19 protein-coding genes and 2 pseudogenes are annotated in these 19,828 nt (G+C 70.0%); 6 read left to right on the top strand and 15 right to left on the bottom strand.

What is annotated here, in order from left to right; all coding sequences use genetic code 11:
* Positions 1-21: 21 nt before the first annotated feature.
* Complete coding sequence (locus tag OG741_RS22355; protein ID WP_405600550.1) at positions 22-681, bottom strand: lipoprotein; 660 nt, start codon at positions 679-681, stop codon at positions 22-24.
* A gap of 160 nt (positions 682-841) precedes the next feature.
* Between OG741_RS22355 and OG741_RS22350 the strand changes: the two genes are divergently transcribed.
* The gene (locus tag OG741_RS22350; protein WP_405600548.1) at positions 842-2,527 is read left to right on the top strand and encodes a bifunctional 3'-5' exonuclease/DNA polymerase; all 1,686 of its coding nucleotides are present in this window, start codon (positions 842-844) and stop codon (positions 2,525-2,527) included.
* Positions 2,528-2,542: 15 nt separating this feature from the next.
* Here the strand turns inward: OG741_RS22350 and OG741_RS22345 are convergent, their stop codons facing one another.
* The 3 genes from OG741_RS22345 to tsaA form a co-directional block, all read right to left on the bottom strand.
* Positions 2,543-3,733 (bottom strand): hypothetical protein, encoded by a 1,191-nt coding sequence (locus OG741_RS22345; protein ID WP_405600545.1) that lies wholly within the window; start codon positions 3,731-3,733, stop codon positions 2,543-2,545.
* Between the two features lie 41 nt (positions 3,734-3,774).
* Positions 3,775-4,284, bottom strand: a complete 510-nt coding sequence (locus OG741_RS22340; RefSeq protein ID WP_405600544.1) for a SigE family RNA polymerase sigma factor — start codon at positions 4,282-4,284, stop codon at positions 3,775-3,777.
* Positions 4,285-4,436: 152 nt separating this feature from the next.
* Complete coding sequence (gene tsaA / locus OG741_RS22335) at positions 4,437-4,877, bottom strand: tRNA (N6-threonylcarbamoyladenosine(37)-N6)-methyltransferase TrmO (RefSeq protein ID WP_405600541.1); 441 nt, start codon at positions 4,875-4,877, stop codon at positions 4,437-4,439.
* A 101-nt stretch (positions 4,878-4,978) separates the two neighbouring features.
* Here tsaA and OG741_RS22330 point away from each other — a divergent pair, with 101 nt between their 5' ends.
* Positions 4,979-5,854, top strand: a complete 876-nt coding sequence (locus tag OG741_RS22330; protein ID WP_405600538.1) for a sigma-70 family RNA polymerase sigma factor — start codon at positions 4,979-4,981, stop codon at positions 5,852-5,854.
* Positions 5,855-5,959: 105 nt separating this feature from the next.
* Here OG741_RS22330 and OG741_RS22325 read toward each other — a convergent pair whose 3' ends face one another.
* Positions 5,960-6,304: a VOC family protein gene (locus tag OG741_RS22325; RefSeq protein ID WP_405600536.1), complete on the bottom strand. Its 345-nt coding sequence runs from the start codon at positions 6,302-6,304 to the stop codon at positions 5,960-5,962.
* A gap of 164 nt (positions 6,305-6,468) precedes the next feature.
* Between OG741_RS22325 and OG741_RS22320 the strand changes: the two genes are divergently transcribed.
* Both OG741_RS22320 and OG741_RS22315 read left to right on the top strand, forming a co-directional pair.
* The gene (locus OG741_RS22320; protein ID WP_405600534.1) at positions 6,469-7,443 is read left to right on the top strand and encodes a DUF3800 domain-containing protein; all 975 of its coding nucleotides are present in this window, start codon (positions 6,469-6,471) and stop codon (positions 7,441-7,443) included.
* A gap of 221 nt (positions 7,444-7,664) precedes the next feature.
* Positions 7,665-8,008: pseudogene (locus OG741_RS22315) on the top strand (transposase family protein); the annotation flags it as partial.
* A 73-nt stretch (positions 8,009-8,081) separates the two neighbouring features.
* On the opposite strand, the gene OG741_RS22310 reads toward OG741_RS22315, so the two are convergent.
* A complete protein-coding gene (locus tag OG741_RS22310) occupies positions 8,082-8,246 on the bottom strand; it encodes a hypothetical protein (protein WP_405600532.1) in 165 nt (54 codons plus the stop codon).
* On the opposite strand from OG741_RS22310, the gene OG741_RS22305 reads away from it, so the two are divergent.
* A complete protein-coding gene (locus tag OG741_RS22305; protein ID WP_405600529.1) occupies positions 8,239-9,441 on the top strand; it encodes a sensor histidine kinase in 1,203 nt (400 codons plus the stop codon). The genes OG741_RS22310 and OG741_RS22305 overlap by 8 nt on opposite strands.
* Positions 9,438-9,586 (top strand): annotated as a pseudogene (locus tag OG741_RS22300) (response regulator transcription factor); the annotation flags it as partial. The gene OG741_RS22305 and the pseudogene OG741_RS22300, both read left to right, overlap by 4 nt.
* A 34-nt stretch (positions 9,587-9,620) precedes the next feature.
* Here OG741_RS22300 and OG741_RS22295 read toward each other — a convergent pair.
* The 9 genes from OG741_RS22295 to OG741_RS22255 all read right to left on the bottom strand — a co-directional run bounded on the left by OG741_RS22295 (position 9,621) and on the right by OG741_RS22255 (position 19,825).
* Entirely contained in the window at positions 9,621-10,004 is a 384-nt protein-coding gene (locus OG741_RS22295; RefSeq protein WP_405606004.1) for a hypothetical protein, read from the bottom strand.
* A 69-nt stretch (positions 10,005-10,073) separates the two neighbouring features.
* Positions 10,074-11,435, bottom strand: coding sequence for an MFS transporter (locus OG741_RS22290; RefSeq protein ID WP_405605709.1), 1,362 nt, complete (start codon positions 11,433-11,435; stop codon positions 10,074-10,076).
* Positions 11,436-11,470: 35 nt separating this feature from the next.
* Positions 11,471-12,199, bottom strand: a complete 729-nt coding sequence (locus tag OG741_RS22285) for a GAP family protein (protein WP_405600527.1) — start codon at positions 12,197-12,199, stop codon at positions 11,471-11,473.
* 46 nt (positions 12,200-12,245) lie between these two features.
* Entirely contained in the window at positions 12,246-14,885 is a 2,640-nt protein-coding gene (gene lanKC, locus OG741_RS22280) for a class III lanthionine synthetase LanKC (protein ID WP_405600525.1), read from the bottom strand.
* A 12-nt stretch (positions 14,886-14,897) separates the two neighbouring features.
* Complete coding sequence (locus OG741_RS22275; protein WP_405600523.1) at positions 14,898-15,557, bottom strand: flavoprotein; 660 nt, start codon at positions 15,555-15,557, stop codon at positions 14,898-14,900.
* Positions 15,558-15,580: 23 nt separating this feature from the next.
* On the bottom strand, positions 15,581-15,832 hold the full coding sequence (locus OG741_RS22270; protein ID WP_252309967.1) for a hypothetical protein: 252 nt from the start codon (positions 15,830-15,832) through the stop codon (positions 15,581-15,583).
* A 56-nt stretch (positions 15,833-15,888) separates the two neighbouring features.
* Positions 15,889-16,638 carry a thioesterase II family protein gene (locus OG741_RS22265; RefSeq protein ID WP_405600520.1) on the bottom strand — a complete coding sequence of 250 codons (750 nt, stop codon included), beginning with the start codon at positions 16,636-16,638 and terminating at the stop codon, positions 15,889-15,891.
* The gene (locus tag OG741_RS22260; protein WP_405600518.1) at positions 16,635-18,644 is read right to left on the bottom strand and encodes an amino acid adenylation domain-containing protein; all 2,010 of its coding nucleotides are present in this window, start codon (positions 18,642-18,644) and stop codon (positions 16,635-16,637) included. The genes OG741_RS22265 and OG741_RS22260 overlap by 4 nt, the downstream gene beginning before the upstream one ends.
* Positions 18,638-19,825 (bottom strand): arginine deiminase family protein, encoded by a 1,188-nt coding sequence (locus OG741_RS22255; protein WP_405600516.1) that lies wholly within the window; start codon positions 19,823-19,825, stop codon positions 18,638-18,640. The genes OG741_RS22260 and OG741_RS22255 overlap by 7 nt, the downstream gene beginning before the upstream one ends.
* Positions 19,826-19,828 lie beyond the last annotated feature (3 nt).

Below are 19,828 nucleotides of genomic sequence, written 5' to 3'. Positions count from 1 at the left end.
CCTCGCCGCGCCGGACAGCCCCTAAGCGCCGTGGAGGCTCTTCTTCGCCAGCTCGTACGCCGGGAGCATCCCCTCGTGCTCCTCGTTGTCCAGTCCACCGAGATGCACGACAACCACGCCCTTGGGGGTCGTGACGGCGAACGCCCGCTCCTTCTTGGGCGCGTCCAGGAACTCGTTGGTATTGAGGTAGGTCACCTCGGTGGCCGCGTACTCGCCCGCCTTGATCTGGGCAAACGCGACCTTGTCCCGGCTCTTGGCCTCCTCGGCGACGAAGGCCTCCAGGGCCTTGCGCGCATCGTCGCCTGCCTTGCCCCCGGTCCAGACACGCAGGAAGCCGATGTTCCCGGCGGGCTTGGCGTCGATCTCGCAGACGAGGGTGACCGGACCCTGCTTGGTCAGCCCGAACTGCTTGTCCTCCTTGACGGCCTTCGGCTTCCAGTCGGCCGCCAGGTCGAACGAGACGGGCAGGGCGCAGGGCGAACCGGCACCCCCGACCGTGCCGCCCTTCGCGGCGGCCTCGGCCGCGTCCCCCTTGCCGTCCCCCTTCGCAGCGCCCTTCGCGCTCGCCCCGGGCTGAGGCCGGTCAGATTCCCCCTCCGACGAACAGCCGGTCAGCACCACCGTCGCGAGCGCCGCCGGGGCCAGCCCCGCACCCACACCGCGCAGAAGAACTCGCACCACGATTCCCCACCCCTGGGTCAGTTCCGAACAAACCTGACCGATCCTAGATCGCCGTGAGGGAATGATCACCAGCTTTCCCCGCGCACGGCCGGCGTCCACACGCCGGGGAGCGGCACGCCGATCAGGGCCGGTGTCAGACCCGGCTGCGACACTCGCTCCCATGAGCGAACGATGGGCTCTGGCTGCGGCGGAGGGCGACGGGGCGCGGCTCGTCCCCCTCGGCCCCGACGGCCTGCCCGCCGGGCCCGTCCAGGAGGAACCCGAGCTGACCGAGGCCGTCCGCTCCCGCCCGGACGTCGGCAGATGGGTCTGGCGCTCCACCCCCGAGATCTACCCCCGGCTGCTGGCGGCCGGAGTGCGCGTCGAGCGGTGTTACGACATCGAGGACGCGGAGCTCCTGCTGCTCGGCCACGAAGGACGGCTCGGCGAGCCCCGGTCGGCTGCGGCTGCCTGGGCCCGGCTGCACAACGCCCCCGTGCCGCCCGATCCCCCGCAGCGCGCTGCCGAACCGGGCTCGCAGTCCTCGCTCTTCGAGCCGCAGCCCGTGCCCGTACCGCTGGAAGCGCTCCTCGAGGTGTACGCCGACCAGCAGCGAAGACACGAGGCCGCCGAGCACCCGGGGAGGATGCGGCTGCTCACGGCCGCCGAATCGGCGGGCCTGCTGGTGGCCGCGGAGATGAACCGCGCCGGGCTGCCGTGGCGCACGGACGTCCACCGGGACGTGCTGCACGAGCTGCTGGGCGAGCGGTACGCAGGCGGGGGCGAGCCGCGCCGACTGGCGGAGCTGGCGGACGAGGTGTCGGCGGCCTTCGGTCGCCGGGTGCGCCCGGATCTGCCCACGGATGTGGTGAAGGCTTTCGCGCAGGCCGGGATCAAGGTGAAGTCGACCCGGCGCTGGGAGCTGGAGGAGATCGACCACCCGGCGGTCGAGCCCCTGATCCAGTACAAGAAGCTGTACCGCATCTGGACCGCCCACGGCTGGGGCTGGCTCCAGGACTGGGTCCGCGACGGCCGCTTCCGACCCGAGTATCTGCCCGGCGGCACGGTCTCGGGCCGCTGGACGACCAATGGCGGCGGGGCACTCCAGATCCCGAAGGTGATCCGGCGCGCGGTCGTCGCGGACGAGGGCTGGCGCCTGGTGGTCGCGGACGCCGACCAGATGGAACCGCGGGTGCTGGCCGCGATCTCCCGCGACCCGGGCCTGATGGACGTCGCGGGCCATGACGGCGATCTGTACTCCGCGCTGTCCGACCGCGCCTTCTCCGGCGACCGCGACCACGCGAAGGTCGCGCTGCTCGGCGCGATCTACGGCCAGACCTCGGGCGACGGCCTGAAGAACCTGGCCATGCTCAGGCGCAGGTTCCCGCTCGCCGTGTCGTACGTCGACGAGGCGGCGCGGGCGGGCGAGGAGGGGCGGCTGGTGCGCACCTGGCTGGGGCGCACGAGTCCGCGGGCGGCGGGTTCGGGGGACGACGACGAGGCGGGAATCCCCCAGGAGAGCGAGGAACTCCCCTCCACGGACACGGAGTTCACCCCTGGCTACGCCTCCTCCAACGCCCGGGCGCGGGGCCGTTTCACGCGTAACTTCGTGGTGCAGGGCAGCGCGGCGGACTGGGCCCTGCTGATGCTGGCGGCACTGCGGCAGGCCACCGCGGGCATGCGCGCCGAGCTGGTCTTCTTCCAGCACGACGAGGTGATCGTGCACTGCCCGGCCGATGAGGCGGCCGAGGTCGCGAAGGCGATCCGCGAGGCCGGGGAGCTGGCCGGGCGGATCGCCTTCGGTCGGACGCCGGTGCGGTTTCCGTTCACGACGGCGGTGGTGGAGTGTTATGCCGACGCGAAGTGACCGCGTCCGGGAGAATCACCGAGCCGTGATCCACACGGGGTCCGCGGCAATGGCTTTCAGCTCTTCCATCGTGATCAGGAGTTCCTTGCCACTCTTGAGCGACTTGGGGGTTGGGGAGTTGTAGGCGGAGACCTGGATCGACAGACCGCTCGGCCGGAAGGTGTCGACCTGCCAGTGCTGGACGCCCGGATACGCGCCGGGCTTCTTCACGGCGGCCACCTTCATGCCGTCCGGACGCGTCTCGGTCCAGACGGCCTCCTCGGCGGCCATCCGTAGCGCCTCGATGTAGGTGCGGTCCCCGGTTTTCCCGTCGACCACCACCACGTGCCCGTCAGCGCCGGTGCCGCCCTCGGAGTACACCTCGAGGCGCTTGGGCAGCAGGGACTTGAGGATGGGCAGCATGTCACCCGGTTCGGCCCTGGAACCGGGCTTTACAGAACCGAACGCGTTCGGTTCACCGGCTGTGGTGAACGAGCCTTCCACGAACAGCGCGAGATGGCGCAACTTGCCCGGGTTCATCCGCGGGTTGCGGCTCAACGGCGCCTCCTGGTTCCCGGCCTTCACGTTGTTGGTGGCCAGCTCGATGAGGTACCCGCTGGACGAGAGCATCGTGACCGCCCACTTCTTGATGCCTCCGGCACGGCCCGCCTCCGTGTACCCCTTCACGGCCCGGTTGCCCGGCTGTGTGGTGCACTCCTCGTACGGCGAGCCCTTCTTGGGCGGGCACGTGACCAGCTTCGCGAGCGACTTGTCCGCCGGGTCCACGCGGCGGACCGAGAGCGTCACGGTCGCACCGGCCCAGCCGTCCTCGAAGACGATGGACGCTGTCGCTGCCTTGGCCTGGCTGGAACTGCCGCTGCCCTGCAGTTTCGGGCGGGCGATGGCGATCCCCGCGCGTTCCATGCCGTTCTGCAAGATGTTCTTCATCTGCTCGGCGGTGACCTTGAAATGCCCCGAGCCGGCCGGCGGAACCGGGTCGGTCGCACCGTCCGCGGTGTCACCTCGGAATGCGCCACCCAGGTACAGCGCGCTCGACGCCACCAAGGCCACGGCCAGAGAAACGCCGCCCACGGCGGAGACACGGCGGCGGGCGAGCCTGCGGCGGCCGCGGGCCAGGCCGCCTTCCACCAGTGCCCTGCCACCCGCCGGCCGGAAGGCCTCTCCGGTACGGCGCAGCGCATCGCCCAGTTCGTCTTCAAAGGGCATGATGAACCACCACTTCTGGGTCAATAGGGGAAAAGGGAGCCTTAATGGGCGGCGAACTCGGCGAGATTTCCGCCCAGTTGCTCCCGGACCTTCGCGAGCGCACGCGTCGATCTGGTGCGAACGGCAGCAGAGCTGACCTTCATGGCATCGGCGGTCTCCTCGACACTGCGGTCCTCCCAGTACCGCAGCACCACCACGGCACGGTCCTTGGGAGCGAGCTGCCCGAGCGCATGGAGCAGTGCGAGGCGCAGCGCCGGGTCGTCACCGGATTGCAGAGCGCTGTCGGGGACTGCGCCGAGGGGGCGTTCCGTGGCGGATCGCCGCCGCTGATGAGTGAGGAAGGTGCGTACGAGAACGGCCTGGGCATAGCCCGCCGGGTTGTCTATCCGCGAGACGCGACCCCACAGCGCATACATCCGGCCCAGCGTCTCCTGCACAAGGTCCTCGGCGAGATGGGTGTCACCACTCGTCAGGAGACAGGCAGAGCGGAAGAGGTGGCCGGTGCGACCAGCCGCGAACTCCCGGAAGTCCTCCGTGCGGGACCGTCTCATGTCTCTCCGTTCTCGTGCCTGCCTTCACCTCTCTGACGCGATGGCACCGGCGGAATGTTTCACACGAACACGGACCGGCTCCCCAGCAGCTCCCGCAACTCCCCTGCCGGCCGCCGGGGCTCTGCTGCGGCTGTGACGGACAGGCGGTTCGCTCAGCGCTCGGCTCCCGGGTCGAGCACGGGTTTCACGTCGAGTACCGGTGTCCCGTCCAGCGCCTCAAGATTCCGTACGCGCACTCTCGTGCCGTCTTTCGTCCCGTCGCTCGTCCCTTCGATCGCCACAATGGTCACCCGGTGCAGCCCGATCGGGTTGGGCCGGTCCGGCGAACGGGTCGAGAACACCCCCGTCAGCGGCCTGGTCACATCACCGCGCGGATGCACCGCCAGGACCTCCCGGCTCGCGCGATCGAGCCAGGTCAGCACTATCACCTCCTCCCCGGCCCGCAGATCGCGCAGCCCCTCGCTCACGCCCGGCTCGAACACCAGCCAGGCTTCGGGCGCACCCTCGTCCCCCTGCTTGGGAGCAGACTCGCGGTCGGTCAGCGGGGACTCGACCCGGCCGATCGGCCGCAGGACGTACCGGCTGTCGTTCATGCTTCCTCCCACGTGAGGCTTGATTCCTGGCTGATAGTTGTCACATCGGCTCGGTTTCACGGGTCACTCCTGTGACACGCGGCGGCGAAGGAATGTGTCCCATGGACGAGAACGACTTTCTGGCAGAACGCTTCGAGGAGCACCGTGCCCGACTGCGCGCGGTGGCCTACCGGATGCTCGGCTCGTCCGGCGAGGCAGACGACGCCGTCCAGGAAGCCTGGCTGCGGCTCAGCCGCTCCGAAGCCGACGCGATCGAGAACCTGGGCGGCTGGCTCACCACGGTCGTCGCACGCATGTGCCTCACTATGCTGCGCTCGCGCGAGACCCGGCGCGAGGACCCCTGGGACGCGCACCGGCCGGAACCGGCCGCCGACCGCGAGGACATCGCCGACCCCGAGCACCAGGCGCTGCTCGCCGACTCGGTCGGCCTGGCGCTCCTCGTCGTACTCGACACCCTGGCGCCTGCCGAACGGCTCGCCTTCGTCCTGCACGACATGTTCGCCGTGCCCTTCGACGAGATCGCCCGCATCGTGGATCGCACCCCGGCGGCCACCCGCCAGCTCGCCAGCCGCGCCCGCCGCCGGGTCCAGGGCGCGGAAACCGCCCCCGAAACCGACGTCACCCGCCAGCGCCAAGTCGTCGATGCCTTCCTCGCCGCCTCGCGCGGCGGCGATTTCGACGCGCTGCTGACCTTGCTCGACCCGGATGTCGTTCTGCGCGCGGACAGCGCGGCCGTCCGGTCGGGTGCGGGCGCGGCACGCGGTGCCCAGGCGGTGGCCCACACCTTCGCGGGCCGCGCGCAGGCCGCGCAGCCGGCGCTGATCAACGGCGCGGCGGGGCTGGTGTGGGCCCCGGGCGGACAGCCGCGCGTCGTCTTTGGCTTCACGATCGCCGCCGACGGCAGGATCGTCGCGATCGACATCGTGGCCGACCCCGGGGGCCTGGGCCGGCTGGACCTGGAGGTCCTGAGCGGCTGACGGGCGACGGACCGAGCTGCCGGGCGCGCCGGGCTGCGGCGGCCCGGTCGGCACGGGGGGCGTACGGACCGGGCCACCGTTTCCGCGGCTGACGGCCACGTGCCGTCAGGCCTCCTGGATAAGACCGATGACACTGCCGTCCGCGTCCTTCAGGATGGCGTTCAGCTTGCCGCCGCCGACGTCCTTGACGTCCTGCACGGTCTCCGCACCGGCGCCGACGAGCGCCTGGATCCTGGCCTTGATGTCGTCGACGTGCCAGTAGGCGACGGGACCCGTCATCCCCAGGCTGTGGCCATTGGGGTCCAGACCGACATCCTGGCCGCCGACGCGGTAGCCGACGTAGTAGACCTCGTCCATGATCGGGTCCACCCCCAGAAGCTCGGTGAAGCGGGCCTTGGCCTGCTCGATGTCCTTGACGGGGTAGATGATCGTCTTGATGCCTTCGTTCATGACGTGCTCCTGGTGCTCGGTTTCGCGGTGCTCAGGTCGTGCGTGCACTGCCATGACACGACGGGTCAGGGGAATGTGGCCTGCGGACACACGGAACCTGCCCCCGAGCGGAGGTACGGAAAAACCCATGGTGCATGCCACCAGGATCGCCAACACTGGTAAGGGTGGAAGTCTTCTGCGACGAGTCCGGATCCGACGGCGAGAATCTCACCGGCGGAAACACTGATGTGTTCGCCCACGCCAGCGTGCATCTACCCCTTGAACCGGCGGCGGATTCCATCCAGGAAATACGCAGGAGAATCCGCTCACCGGCGGAGGAATACAAGGCGAATCATCTGCTCCGGGGGAAACACCGCTCGACCCTTGAGTGGCTGCTGGGGCCTTCCGGCCCGATCCACCAGAACGCCCATGTGCATCTCACCGACAAGGCGTTCTTCGTCGTCGGCAGAGTCGTCGACCTCCTCGTGGGCGAAGCCCGCGGCCGGACCCCGGGCGACATGGCCCTCACCCTCTACCGCGAGGGCCCCCGCACCTTGGGGCAACAACAGTGGCAAGTCTTCCTGGAGTCGTCCAACAACCTGATGCGCACCAAGAACCGCTGGGACGCGCGAACCCCGGTCGACTCCTTCTTCCACCTGCTCGACGCCCTGCGCCCGGCAGTCGCGGGCAACGGAGTCGGCGACATCATGGAATTGCTTCAACAGGCCCGGCCCCGCGCCGACTCTTTCTGGGCGCGGACGCTCGAAAACCCGACGAAGATTCCGTCATTGGACCCCCTCATTCCGGCCATCGTCCAGACGGTCGCCCACTGGAGTGCGGGCGGACAGTCCGTCTCCCTTGTCCACGACCAGCAGAACGCGCTGACAGAAGAGCGCATCGCATGGCTCAAGGAGCATCTCCGTTCACCACAGGGCCGATTGACCAGCGTGCGGCTCGTCGATTCCCGCTCGGACCCACGCGTTCAGCTCGCGGATTTCCTGGCCGGAGTGGCGCGGAAGATAGCCTCGGACGAACTCAACGGCCGGGGCGACGCGGAGCTCACGGTGCTGCTGCGACCGTATGTGGACGCATCCTCGATCTGGGGCGACGACCGAAGCTGGTCCCTGCTGGGTCCCGCGCACGCCCGGGCGGAGCGATAAACGAAGCCAAGGTTCTTGGGCGCGGACCGGCACACGCGGATCGATCCCGTCAGTGGCCGTGGCCGCCGCCATGTTCGCTGAACGCAAAACCCCAGCTCAGAGCTACTCTGAGCTGGGGTCCATGGAGCCGCCTTCGGGATTCGAACCCGAGACCTACGCATTACGAGAACGTGAGCGTTCGTGATGTCTCGTTCCTGCTCGTGCTCTGGGGTGCTGGGGGCACCGCCCACGCCTGCACGACCGCGGTGATCGGCCTGCTCGCAGAGCGTGCACCGGGCCTGCTCAAGGTGCTGCGCGAAACCGATCCGACTGCGTCCTGCTCGACGGCACCCTCGCCGAGTGCGACCGGACCGGCGACGGCCGGGCCGACTACTCCGCCAAACACCGCCGCTACGGGGTGAACGTGCAGGTGGTGACCGATCCGGACGGCCGACTGCTGTGGATCTCACCTGCACTGCCCGGCCGCGCGCACGACCTGACCGCAGCACGCACCCACCGGATCCTCCGGATCTGCGAACGCCAGGGCGTCCCGATCCTCGCCGACCGCGCCTACATCGGAGCCGGCAGATAACGGGCGGCGAGCCCAGCGGCCAGCAGCACCCAGAAGCTGACCTCGCAGATGATGATCAGGGTGACAATCACGTCGAGGTCCTTCCGCTCACCTCGTCATCATGGCGTCCGCGCAGGTTCGGTACGTCGTCGGCGATCACGACCTTCGCCTGCATCCTTCGATGTACGTCCTGGTCCGCTGCGAGGAGGAGGCGGCCCTTGAGCACCCGTTGGTTGGATGGTGGAATGGCCACCTCTTGTTCACAACCGCATCGTCACGATCTGTCAATCGCCTTTGCCGGCCTGGCCGGTGGCCTTCTGATGTGGTTGCTCGGACAGCACACGCAGGCCGATCGGCCGCTGGGCGGGGCGTGGGTACTGCTGCCGCTGATCGTGACCGCCGGGCTTGAGGTGCTACGGCGCCTCAGGCCACAGACCGCCCTGCTGCTGGGCTTTCTCGCCCTGGTAGGGGACCAGTTCACCTCGGGCAGCCTGGCAACGGTGTTGATGTTCACCGACCTGGTGTACGCCGCCGTCCTCTACGGCAGCCGCTCTGCCGCCGACCGGATTCCGGTCATCGCCGGGCTGGTCACTGTCACCGCAGCCATGGGCTTCATCCCCTGGTACGGCACCTCCGAGGCAGTGTTCATCGGCGTGGTCATCGGCCTGGTCACCCTCGTCCCGGCGGCCACGGGAGCCCTCGTCCGCGACCACCGGGATGCTGCCGAGTCCGCCAGGTCGCAGGCCAGGCAGAGCATCCGGCTGGCCGAGATGGACCGGGCGCAGGCGATCACCGCCGAGCGCACCCGGATGGCCCGTGAACTGCACGACCTGGTCGCCAACCGGCTTACCGCGATCGCCCTCCACTCCACCGCCGCGCTCTCGCTGGACGACCCGGGGAACGCCAAGAACGCACTCGCGGTCATCCGGGAGAACGGTGTCGAGGGCCTGTCGGAGATGCGTCGCCTCATCGGACTGCTCCGGGACCGCGGCAGCGAAGCAGATCCGGCGCCGGTGCCGACCCTGGACGGCCTGGGCGCGCTGGCCGCGCGCGCCCGCGCGAACGGCCTGGACGTCACCGTGGACGACACCCGGCCACCTGGTCCGGAACTGCCCTCGCCCGTCGACTTCGCCGCGTACCGGATCACCCAGGAGTCTCTGACCAACGCGCTCAAGCACGCCGCCCCGGGGCCGGTCATCGTTCACCTCGCCCAGCAGGACGACGTGCTCACCGTGCAGGTGAGCAGCCCCTTCGCCGACCACTCGGAGCAACCGGAGGTCCCTGGATCCGGTGCGGGCCTGATCGGGATGCGGGAACGCGTGGCCTTGCTGCACGGCTCGTTCCAGGCCGGCCCCCAGGTCACCGCTGACGGCAGATGCTGGCAGGTCTGCGCCTCACTCCCCATCGACCAGCCCGTTCTCTCCACCCCTGCGGAAGGAACACCGTGACCATCCGTGTCATCGTCGCCGAGGACCGGTCCGCCGTCGCTCCGGACTCGTTCTGATTCTGCGCAGCGCGCCCGACATCGAGGTCGTGGGCGAGGCCGCCGACGGCGAACAAGCCGTGGCCCTGACCCGCCGGCACCGGCCGGACGCAAGGTCGCTCAACAGCCGCCCGGCGCCACCCATCACGCCTGCGATGTGCGCGACGAGCAACAGGTCATCGACCTTGTCGACACCACGGTGGAACGCCATGGCGCCCTGCGCATCATGGTCCCCGACGCCGGGGGCGGATCGCCCGCCCTCTTGTTGGGCACGGACCTCGCCGTCCGGCGGGCGGTCACCACCTCGCCGTGGTCGGGGTAGGCGTCCATGGTGGCGACGAGGAAGGCGTGGGCGCGGCGTTGGGCCGAAGTCCCGGCGAAGGCCGGGGAGTTGGCGGCCTGGGCTGCTCTCGGTCCGGCCACGATGAGCGCCGCGGCACCGAACCCGGCGATACCGATGAGCGAACGACGGCCAAGCGCGGGGCCGGGAGTCCCTTGCCTGTCGGGCGTGCCGGGACTGCCGGTCATGGGTCTCCTCCGTGTACTGACAGCGCTCTCAGGAACGTGCGCGCACTCTGCTGGTGCACTCGGGGTTGGTCAACGACCCTGACGCGCCGGCCGGTCGGGTTCCCGTCCGACGCCCCTGCCGGGCCGGTCCAGCTCGCGCCACTCCCGGCGCAGCCCGGCGAGGCTCGTGGTGAGGAAGTACGCAGCTCCGGCGGCCAACAGCACCGGTACGAGTCCGGCTGACGTCACCGCAGCCCCCACGAGCAGTCCGCCCAGGGGGACGCCGGACCGGGCCACCGAGTCGCCCACGGCGTTGACCCGGCCCAGCAGCCGGCGCGGAATCCGTTCGTAGAGGACTGCGCCCAGGACCGGGTTGAGGAATCCCGCGCCGAACCCACTCACCGCGAACACGGCGAGCGCCACGCCCATCGGCGCGTCAGCCGCCAGGACCATGAAGCGCGGCGCCCCGGCCAGCAGGAACCCGGCAAAGAACACCGCCCGGCGGCGCAGCCGGTGCGCGTACACGGCGGCGACCAGGCTCCCGCCGACCGCCGCCGCTCCCGTCACCCCGCCCAGCAGCCCGATCGCCGCGGGCCCGTTGCCGGACTGTCTGGCCCAGACGGGGATGAGCACGGTGGAGAAACCGGCGTCCAGCAGGTTGGTGACCCCGACCATGACCACGATGGTGAGCAGCAGCGGCTCGCCGCGCAGAAAGGCGAGACTCTCCCCGAACCGCCGCCAGTAGCCCGCCTCGCCCCTCTCCTCCAGCTCGTCCGGCGCACCCTCCGCTCCTGGCTCCAGCCGGCCTTCCCCGTCCGGTGATTGGGCGGCCTCGGCCGCGTACCCCATATCGCGAGGCAGTGTTACGGCGATGATCAGCGAGCCGAGAACGAAGCAGGCCGCGTTGACGGCCAGACTCGTCAGGGGGCCGAGCAGCGCCACCAGGAAACCCCCGGCGGCCGGGCCCACAGTGGCAGCGAGCCGCTCGATCACGCCGGACAGCCCGGCCGCCCGTTCCAGCGGGACCCGGCCGCGCTCGGCGGCCTCCGGGACCATCACCTCCTTGGCCAGGTCGCCCGGGCCCCGGGCCGCGCCGATCAGCGCGACCAGGACGAGCAGTACCGGGAAGGAGAGCAGATCCAGGGCGTGCAGCAGCGGTACGGCGGCTGCGGCGAGCGCGCTGACCAGGTCGGTGGTCCAGGAGACGGTGCGCGGGCCGGTCCGGTCGACCAGAGGTCCGCTGAACAGTTTGACCACGACGTAGGGGGTCATCTCGCAGAAGGCGACCAGTCCGGTCCGGGCGGCGCTGCCCGTGGTGGCGAGCACGAACCAGGGCAGGGCAACGGCCGAGACCGCCGTACCGGACAGTGAGACGGCCATAGCCGTCAGCACTCCGCCGAGCGGCCGTAGGGCGCGCCGCCCGGCCGCGGGTTCGCCGACGGACTCGGCCACGGACTCGGCGGCCGGCCCGGCGCCGTCCACCGCGCTCACTCCCCTGTCAGGCGGTTCATGCCGTGCTCGTACAGCTTCGTCGTGGAGAGCATGAGGAAGCCGACGACGCCGAAGAGCCAGGCCGTGTTCTCCCGCGCGTTGCGCCGGATCCAACGGTCGATCCGGTTCAGGGCGGGGTGCAGGGCGCGGCCCGCGATCTGCTGGGCGAGGGCGGCCAGTACCGCCGGGCCGATCATCACCAGGCAGTACAGGGCCAGCAGAGCGGCCTGTTCCACCCATGGCTGCCGGCTGCGGTCGAGGATGTCGATGGCGGCCAAGTAGGGGAACATCGTGGTGATTTCGAGGGCCACGGCGACGAGCGCCACGGTCACGACGCCGCGTGCGGTGGCCTTCGAGCCGACCGCCGCCTCCCGCCACCGGGTCAGCCGGCCCTGGTTGCCCTCCTCTCCCCTGTCGTCCCTGTCGCGTTTGACGAAGCCGTAGTAGAGCCCGAGGAGCAGGAGCGCCCCGCCGGCCACCGCGACCACGGTGTCGCCGGCCGGCGAGGCGACGGCGTCGCCCAACGGCTCCCTGACCGCCGAGAGGCCGCCCAGCAGCAGGAGTCCCAAGGCCAGGTATCCGGCGCCGACGATCAACAGATACCCGTAGACGTTGCCGATGCGCAGGCCGCGCGGGGTCAGCAGGAACCAGACCGGGATCGCCAGGGTCGACACACTCACCGTGTCGAGCAGGGCGAGGGGCAGGATCTGCCCGAGAACGTCCACGGGGGCCTTTCACAGGAGAACAAGGGAGAGGGGAGGGAAGCGGGAGTCATCCGACCCCGGGCAGCCAGGTGTCCCGGCGTCCGGTGGCGTGGGCCACGCCGGTGAGGACGCCCGCGCTACCGGTCCGCAGGTCGCCGGAGAGCTTAAAGTTGCCCGCGCCCGGATAGTGCAACTCGCCTTCGCCCAGACGGACTTCGTGCAGGCCGAGCTGTCGTGCATGACGCTCGACAAGGGGGTCGGCCTGTCTCTCGTAACCCGCGCGGGAGAGTGTGGTCAGTGCGGCCATGAAGCCAGCGCGCCCTCTGAACAGGCCGCTCTGGACCATGAGCTCGGGTCCCGTCGCCCGGATCAGGTCGGGCACCGAGATCCCGGCCGGATTCCAGGCCTCGTACCGTGCGAGCTCCGCCAGCACCAACGCGCTGCCGCAGGAGCCCACTTCGAGGTAGCCGAGGGTGCGCCGGCCGGCCTCGTTGAACTGCATCGAGCCGTCCGTGCAGCGGATGTACCCGGCGAACTCGAACTCCAGGAGTCCACGGGCGAGTTCGACGGCTGCCCGGTCTCCGGTGGCGCGGCCGTGGCGGTGTACGGCGAGGGCGATACCGGCGACGCCGTGCATCAGGCCGTACGAGGCGAGGTCGGGGGTGTCGATGGCCCGCAGGGCGGTCAGCAGTCGGCCGGCGCGGTCCGTGAGTTCCGCGCCGAGGCGCCCGACGTACGACGGGTCCGTCAACAGGCCGTCGGGTCCCGTCAGTTCGGCCACGGCCAGATAGACACCGGCCAGACCGCCGAAGAGGCTCAGGCCCGCGTCGGCGTGGTCCTTGGCCAGTGCCGTGCCGACCAGTTCCACCGCCTGCTCGGGGCGGCCGGCCCGCCACAGCACGTACCCGGCGCCCAGCTCACTGTCGTACAGGCCGCATTCGAGCCGGGACGCGGCGGCGCGCCCGTGGGTAAAGGTCCAGTCGGCGATGCGCTCGACGAGGTCGTCCTGCTCGACCCCCTTGGTGCCGAGCAGCGACCACAACACTCCGGCGGAACCGGTGGCCAGGGCCACCGGGGGCATCGAGAAGCCGGTGTGGTCCCCGGGGAACAGCCGGTCGGCACGGTCGGCGTCCATCGTGGCGCGCAGTCCGGCCGTGAGCTGCGCGGCCCAGGACTCGAAGCCGAGGTGGTGGTCCAGGTGCGTGGACTCGGCGGTGCTCAGTGCCTCGGCCGGGCGTACGGAGCCGGGGCGCGCGCAGGTGCGTTCGACGCGGTCGGCCCAGCTCGGCGGCAGGCCGAACCTGGTCCGGGCGGTGTCGAGGAGCTGGCGCAGTTTCGTGTCGTCCATGGGGACGAGATGCGTCAGCGGCAGGTAGCAGGAGAGTTCCAGCAGGCGCAGCGCGTGCTCGTCGGCGGCGCGTCCCGTCTTGGCCGGGTCATTGAATCCGGGGGCGCCGGGGAACCGCCGGTCCGCGTCCTGGGGGACGCAGGCTTCGAGGTCGAGGAGTCTGACATCGAGGTCGGGGGTGACCATCACATTGCCGGGGTGGAGGTCGCCGAAGATGTGGCCGCGTTCCCAGATGACGGCGACCGCGTCCCGTACCCGGCCGAGAATCGCCTCGACGTTCTCCCGGTAGGCGCGGATCTCCTCGGGGCGCGGCGGTTCGAAGGGATTCGCACGCAGCAGGTACGGCTGGTTGGCGGCGCACCACTCCTGGAGGGTGGTGCCCCGGACGTACTCGATCGCGGTGAAGACGTGGGACTGCCAGGTGAACTGCTCGTAGGCCGCGGGGATCTCCGGCAGGTCGGCGAACCGGAGCATCGCCGCGTACTCGGCCCCGGCCCGGGTGACCGCGTCGGCGCCCACCAGGTCGTAACCGGCGTACGGCCGGGCCTCCTTGAGGACGACCTCGCGTCCGGTGGGCAGGTGGGTGGTGAGGTAGACGCCGCCGGCGTTGGAGAAGTGCAGCGTCTTGTCGACGCGGTACGGGGGCACCGGGCCGGCGTCACCGGACGGTCCCGGCGCGGGGGCGGTGAACGCCTCGGGGACGGTGACGAACGCCGGGGCACGGAACGGCACTGACCGTACGTCCGGGACCAGCCGGCCCTCTGGGTCCGCCAGGGCGAGACTGATCCCGCCCTTGGGGGTGCGACAGAAGCGTCTGGCGTAGGCGCCGTAGCGGACATGCACCACGCTGTCGCCGATCCGGAGGTCCGAGAGGATGCGTGGGCCGGGTACGCCGTCCAGCAGGGCGGCCAGTTCCTCGGCGCTCTCGCGCGAACGGCGCTCGTCCGCCGGGTAGAGGACGATCCCCTTGCCGCTGATCTGCCGGGGCGCGTACTTGGCGTTGACCAGCCACGCGTACTCGTGCCGGGCGAGGAACTTGAACGGGGTGCCGTTCCCGAAGCAGTACCGCGCGACGGTGTCGAGCACGCCGGGGAACGTGTCCGGGGTGACGGCCACATGGATCTTCCAGCCCTGGCCGCGCAGGGGTTCGGGGCCAGGCCGGCAGACGGTCCAGATGCCGTGCCGGGCCTGCTGCCAGCCGTCGGCGACTTCGGTTCCCGTGCCGCCGTCATCGCCGTCGGCGAGGCGCACCGGGCCCTTGCGGGTGCGGTGGAAGCGCGGGTCGTCGGGGTGGGCCTGCCAGCGGGCGATGTCGTCGTACGCGCGCGCGTCGGCAAAGGTGTACAGAAAGTGTTCCATCCGCCGTCCTCCTCAGACACTCACGCTGTGGTCGACATCGACGTCCGCATCCGCGTTGGCGTCCGCATCCGCATCCGCGTCGACCGCCGCCTCGTAGATTCCGATCGCGTCCCACATCGGGGCCGTCACGTCGGTCTCGCCGTCCACGCTGCGGCTCTTGCCCTTGCACGGCTCGACGAGGTGGTAGTTGGGCACGGCACCGACCCGGGCGAGGACATCGCCGATGATCGGGTTGCCGAGGACGCCCGGCGGGAAGGACGGGGCGATCACGACGGGCACCCGGGTGCCGAGCACGGCCAGGTGGAAGGGGGACGCCCCCGAGCCCGCCGCGAGCCCGGACAGGAACGCCACCGAGGCGGGGTACACGAGGATCCCGTCGTAGGCGGTGGCGATCCTGGTGTGCACCGGCTCCAGTGAACCGGCCGGTGTGGTCCAGGAGTTGGCGGTCACCGGGCTCTTGGTGAGCGCGGCCAGCGCCGTCGGGCTGACGAAGTCGCGGGCCGAGTCGGTCAGGCCCGCGGTCACCTCGTAGTGCGGGCGGTTGGCCGACAGCCAGTTGAGCCAGAACGGCAGATGGGCGGTGGACAGCGTGCCCGTCGCGAGGACGAGGAGGCGGGCTCCGCGTTCCTTGCCCGCCGCGCTCCGGTCGAACTCGACCACTGTGTCAGCCATGCCACTTCCCGGGTTCGGTCGGATCAGTCATCGTCGCTCCGCTTCCGGGATCGGTCGAGACCGCCGATCTCCTCCCGCAGTTCGTCCATGATGCTTTTGCTCTTCTTGCCCTTGGAAGACCGATAGTCCTCCCACAGGTCCATTACTCCCAGCAGAATGAGGAGAAGCCCGACAGGGCCTCCCTGGAACCACTTGACCTCGGTGTCCCAGAAGAACGCAGCGAGAATCGCACCGGCCACGATGAATGCAATTCCGAGGAATTTCTTGAAGTTCATTTCCACCTCGCTGATTTACGCGCTCTTTACGCTTCCGTAGGCTCTCGCATCGCATCCTAACCGACACGAACACGCCCACCGATGGCGAGGCCGAAAACCGACCGGCGAAGCTGTCCGAAATCTCCCGACACCAGGAAATGACCGCCGTCGAGAACCTTCACCGTGACCTCGTCCGCGATTTCGGACCAGCCATACAAGGACTCTTCCGGAACGAGGGGATCCCGATTCCCGCCGAACACATGGACGGACAGGGGCAGCCTGCTCGACTGCGGCACATACCGATAGGACCCGCAGAGTCTCGCGTCGTCCCTTACCAGGCCCAGGAAGGGCGACAGCCACCGGGGGTGCTCCACCAGCCACGTCGGGACGCCACCAATGGCGTGAAGTCGCCGCACCAGCACATCGTCCGGGGCGTCGGGCCCCGTGGGGTCGGTCCAGGGAATACGGGGAGCCGCGTACGACGCCACAGCGAGGGCTTTCGGCAGCGGGCCGCCGCGCTCGTGAAAATACCGCGTCACGAGATAGGCAAGGAGACCTCCCATGCTCTGCCCGAAGAGCACATAATTACCGTCGCCCTGTTTATCGACCCCGCATTCCGTCACCCGTTCCGCGACATGTTCCGCCAGTACAGGGATCAGGTCATCGGCACTCCGATAAAGGCGACGACCGGCAATATCCGGGTGTTTCGGCAGCTCCAGGGCGATGACGTCCAGGCCGTCCGGAGCGGTGCGAACCCAGCGATCGAATACCGAGGGTCCGCCGCCGGCGTGGTGCAGGCAGATCAGCTTGGCCCGCGAATCCTTCACAGCCTCTCGCCCTCTCTCTCCAGTATGTTCACGACCCGGCGTGTCAACGCGTTCTCCGTCGGGTACTTGAATATGTCCTCCTGGTCGAGTTCACAGCGCAGCGCGTCCTGGAGCGCCCGTCTCAGCAGGATCGCGGAGACTGAGTCGAGGCCGAGCGAGAAGAGGTCGGTGTCCGGAGCCGGCGTCTGCCCCAGCACGCGCAGCACACTCCGGCGCACCTGAGCGGCGACGAGGCCGTGCCGATCCGGGTCGACATCCGATTCCGATTCCGAATCCGGTTCTGGATCCGGGTCCGGGTCCGGGTCCGGGCCACTGAACTGCATCCGCAACTCCGCCTGCTCGACGCCCAGTCGACGCCGGTCCGTCTTGCCGCTGGACGTCAGCGGGAACGCGGACCGGAAGGCGTAGGCCGCCGGCAGCATGGGGCGCGGCAGCCCGCGGGCGAGGAAGGCGTCCAGCTGCCCGGCTGCCGTACCGGGGTCGAGGCCGGTGCCAGGGACGACATGAGCGACCAGGCTCCGCTGCCCGTCGATCTCGGCAGCGAGCACGACCGCTTCCCTGACCAGGGGATGCCCGAGGAGCAGGGCCTCGATCTCGCCGGCCTCGACCCGTACGCCGTGCGCCTTGAGCTGGGTGTCCGTCCGGCCCAGGTGCTCAAGGACGCCGTCGGGGCGGCGCCGGGCCAGATCACCGGTGCGGTAGAGCCGGCCAGGACCGAACGGATTCGGTACGAACTTGCCTGCGGTCAGCTCCGGTTGGCGAAGGTATCCCCGCGCCAGGCCCGCGCCCGCGACGCACAGCTCTCCGACGGCGCCCCGCGCCACCTCGGCGAGGTGCTCGTCGACCACGTGGACCTGGACGCCGTCGATGGGCCGCCCGATCGGAGCGACCGCGGGCCACTCCTCCGGGTCGCCCGCCAGCGTCCAGGTCGTGGCGTCCTGGAACTCGGTGGCCCCGTAGTGGTTGTGGAGCCGGGCCCCCGGCAGCCGGCGGAAGAGGTCGCGCAGCGGGCGGGTGATCCGTAGCTGCTCACCCGTGGTGACGACCTCGCGCAGTCGCAGCCCGGAGGAGTCGTCGGGGACTTCGGTCACCGCGCGGGCGAGGTGCTCCAGCAGGGTCACCGGGGCGAAGACCCGCTCGATCCGCTCGTCCCGGAGAAATCCGGCCAGGGCGAAGGGGCTGTGCCGCGTCTCGTCGTCGGCGATGACGAGGGTACCGCCGCCGCAGAGCGTCGAGAAGATCTCGTGGAAGGCGAAGTCGAAGCTGAGCGCGCACAGTTGGGCGGTACGCAGCCGCCCGCCGCCCGGTCGGACCCGCTCGTGCCAGCGCAGCAGGTTGACCAGCGCCGCGTGCGTCATGACGGCACCCTTGGGCGCCCCTGTCGACCCGGAGGTGAAGACCGCGTAGGCAGCAAGGTCGTCCTCGGCCGCCAGGTCCCCGTCGGGATCGTAGAAGTCGGGCTCGTAGAGGTCGGGCGCGAGAAGGTCGGGGATCGCGAAGCCGGACTCGGCCGGGATCAGGTCGGCCAGGGTGAGGTCGGGGGCGGTGAGGTAGGGCGTGTCGGGGCCGTACCTGGTACTGGTCACCGGATGGCATCCCTCCGGGAGCATGAGCGCGGATACCGAAGGCATCGGGGGTGAGGCCGGCGACGGGGTCTCCGTCGTGACGATCACCTCGATGCCCGCCGTGGCGATCACGTGCCCGGTCCGCTCCGGTGGATCGGCCGGGTCGATCGGCACGTACGCGGCGCCCGTGCTCATGACCCCCAGCATCGCCGCGACGGCCTCGGGAGAGCGCGGCAGCCGCACTCCCACGAAGTCGCCCTCTCGGACTCCGGATCGGCGGAGTCCTGCGGCCACGCGCACGGCCATCGCGTCGAGGTCGCGGTAGCTGACCCGACGGGAGCGGTGGACCAGCGCGGTGGAGTCCGCGCGGGCGCCTCGGCCGTGCCGTGCGACCAGGGCGTGGACGGTGCCCCGGAAGACTGCGGAAGGCTGGTTCAGCATGGGTGCGAACCGAGGGACGGGAAGTAGTCCTCCCGGGTGCCGTCCCGGCGGATGTCCCAGGTGGCGCAGTGCAGGGAGCCGCCGTACTCGAAGACATTGCGGAAGGGCACGGTCAGCACCTCGAAGCCGAGGCTCGACAGCAATTCCTGGAGGGGCTTCTCCCGCTCCTCGCAGACGACCTTCGTCGGGGAGAGGCTCAGCACGTTCATGGACAGCCACTTCGAGGACTGGCAGTACGCGGGCATCTGCTCGTTCGTCAGCACGGGCTGCGGAGCCTCGATGAGCTTCCAGTCGTTCTCCCGGAACATCGCCGTCTCGTCCTCGCGCAGCGGCCGGTCGGGGTTGGTGAGGATCAGCCCGGGCCGCAGCGGGACGAAGGTGCAGTCGATGTGGGACGGGAAGTAGTCCAGCGGGAAGTGCACCGGGTGGACCCGGAACCCCTGTGGCTCCAGATGCCGCTTCAGCCAGTGGATGCCTGCCCGGTTGGTCGTCATGGACTCCTGTACGAGGATGTCCTTGCCGAACCTGCTCATGTCGGCGGCGTCGAAGACGATCTCGTCCTGGGTGACGCAGAACTCCGACGCGTGCATCCGCGCGTGCCGTTGCTCGGTCGGCCACTCCCAGAACTCCTGCCGGTACATGGCGTCGGCCATGCTCGGCTTGGGGGCGACGGTCCACGAGACGCCCGGGTCGGCCTCCCAGTACTCACGGACGAGGCCGCGGTAGGGCTCGTACTCGAAGTAACGGGCGCGGCGGGACATCGTCGCCTCGATGATCTCGTTGCCGACGGTGATCATCACGTCGCGGGGGCAGACCGCGCAGTACTGGTTCTCGACGTCGAAGTGGGGCGTGCGCAGGGAGCGGCCGAAGTCGTGCGGGGCCGGGCGGCGCACGGTCACCCCCTCGGAGGTCAACAGGTCTACCAAGGAGCCGAGTTCGGCCTCGGCCCGGGAGACGGCCTCGGCGGACTTGGCGCCGGTGGGGAAGGGGTTGCCCGCCCCGCCCCGGATCTGGGGCCGGTTGCCCGGCTCGGTCGGCTCGAAGTGCGCGCCGACCGCGGAACCGACGACCACCTCGCGCAGGGCGTCCCACTCGTTCCACGAATTCACCACAGCCGTTCCGGTCGCGGCCGCATCCGTAACTGCCGTACCGGTACCGGTCGTTGCCACTGTCGTTTTCATCTC

The sequence above is a fragment of the Streptomyces sp. NBC_01410 genome, assembly GCF_045040195.1.
Lineage (GTDB): Bacteria > Actinomycetota > Actinomycetes > Streptomycetales > Streptomycetaceae > Streptomyces.
This window is presented reverse-complemented; position numbering and strand designations above follow the sequence as displayed.

What these genes read in the sequence shown, in the direction of transcription:
- tsaA (WP_405600541.1), bottom strand. Translation starts at nt 4,877, where the DNA reads ATGAACGACAGCCGGTACGTCCTGCGGCCGATCGGCCGGGTCGAGTCC.
- OG741_RS22325 (WP_405600536.1), bottom strand. Translation starts at nt 6,304, where the DNA reads ATGAACGAAGGCATCAAGACGATCATCTACCCCGTCAAGGACATCGAG.
- OG741_RS22275 (WP_405600523.1), bottom strand. Translation starts at nt 15,557, where the DNA reads ATGGCTGACACAGTGGTCGAGTTCGACCGGAGCGCGGCGGGCAAGGAA.
- OG741_RS22340 (WP_405600544.1), bottom strand. Translation starts at nt 4,284, where the DNA reads ATGAGACGGTCCCGCACGGAGGACTTCCGGGAGTTCGCGGCTGGTCGC.
- OG741_RS22270 (WP_252309967.1), bottom strand. Translation starts at nt 15,832, where the DNA reads ATGAACTTCAAGAAATTCCTCGGAATTGCATTCATCGTGGCCGGTGCG.
- OG741_RS22305 (WP_405600529.1), top strand. Translation starts at nt 8,239, where the DNA reads ATGGCCACCTCTTGTTCACAACCGCATCGTCACGATCTGTCAATCGCC.
- OG741_RS22255 (WP_405600516.1), bottom strand. Translation starts at nt 19,825, where the DNA reads ATGAAAACGACAGTGGCAACGACCGGTACCGGTACGGCAGTTACGGAT.
- OG741_RS22330 (WP_405600538.1), top strand. Translation starts at nt 4,979, where the DNA reads ATGGACGAGAACGACTTTCTGGCAGAACGCTTCGAGGAGCACCGTGCC.
- OG741_RS22295 (WP_405606004.1), bottom strand. Translation starts at nt 10,004, where the DNA reads ATGACCGGCAGTCCCGGCACGCCCGACAGGCAAGGGACTCCCGGCCCC.
- lanKC (WP_405600525.1), bottom strand. Translation starts at nt 14,885, where the DNA reads ATGGAACACTTTCTGTACACCTTTGCCGACGCGCGCGCGTACGACGAC.
- OG741_RS22350 (WP_405600548.1), top strand. Translation starts at nt 842, where the DNA reads ATGAGCGAACGATGGGCTCTGGCTGCGGCGGAGGGCGACGGGGCGCGG.
- OG741_RS22345 (WP_405600545.1), bottom strand. Translation starts at nt 3,733, where the DNA reads ATGCCCTTTGAAGACGAACTGGGCGATGCGCTGCGCCGTACCGGAGAG.
- OG741_RS22260 (WP_405600518.1), bottom strand. Translation starts at nt 18,644, where the DNA reads ATGCTGAACCAGCCTTCCGCAGTCTTCCGGGGCACCGTCCACGCCCTG.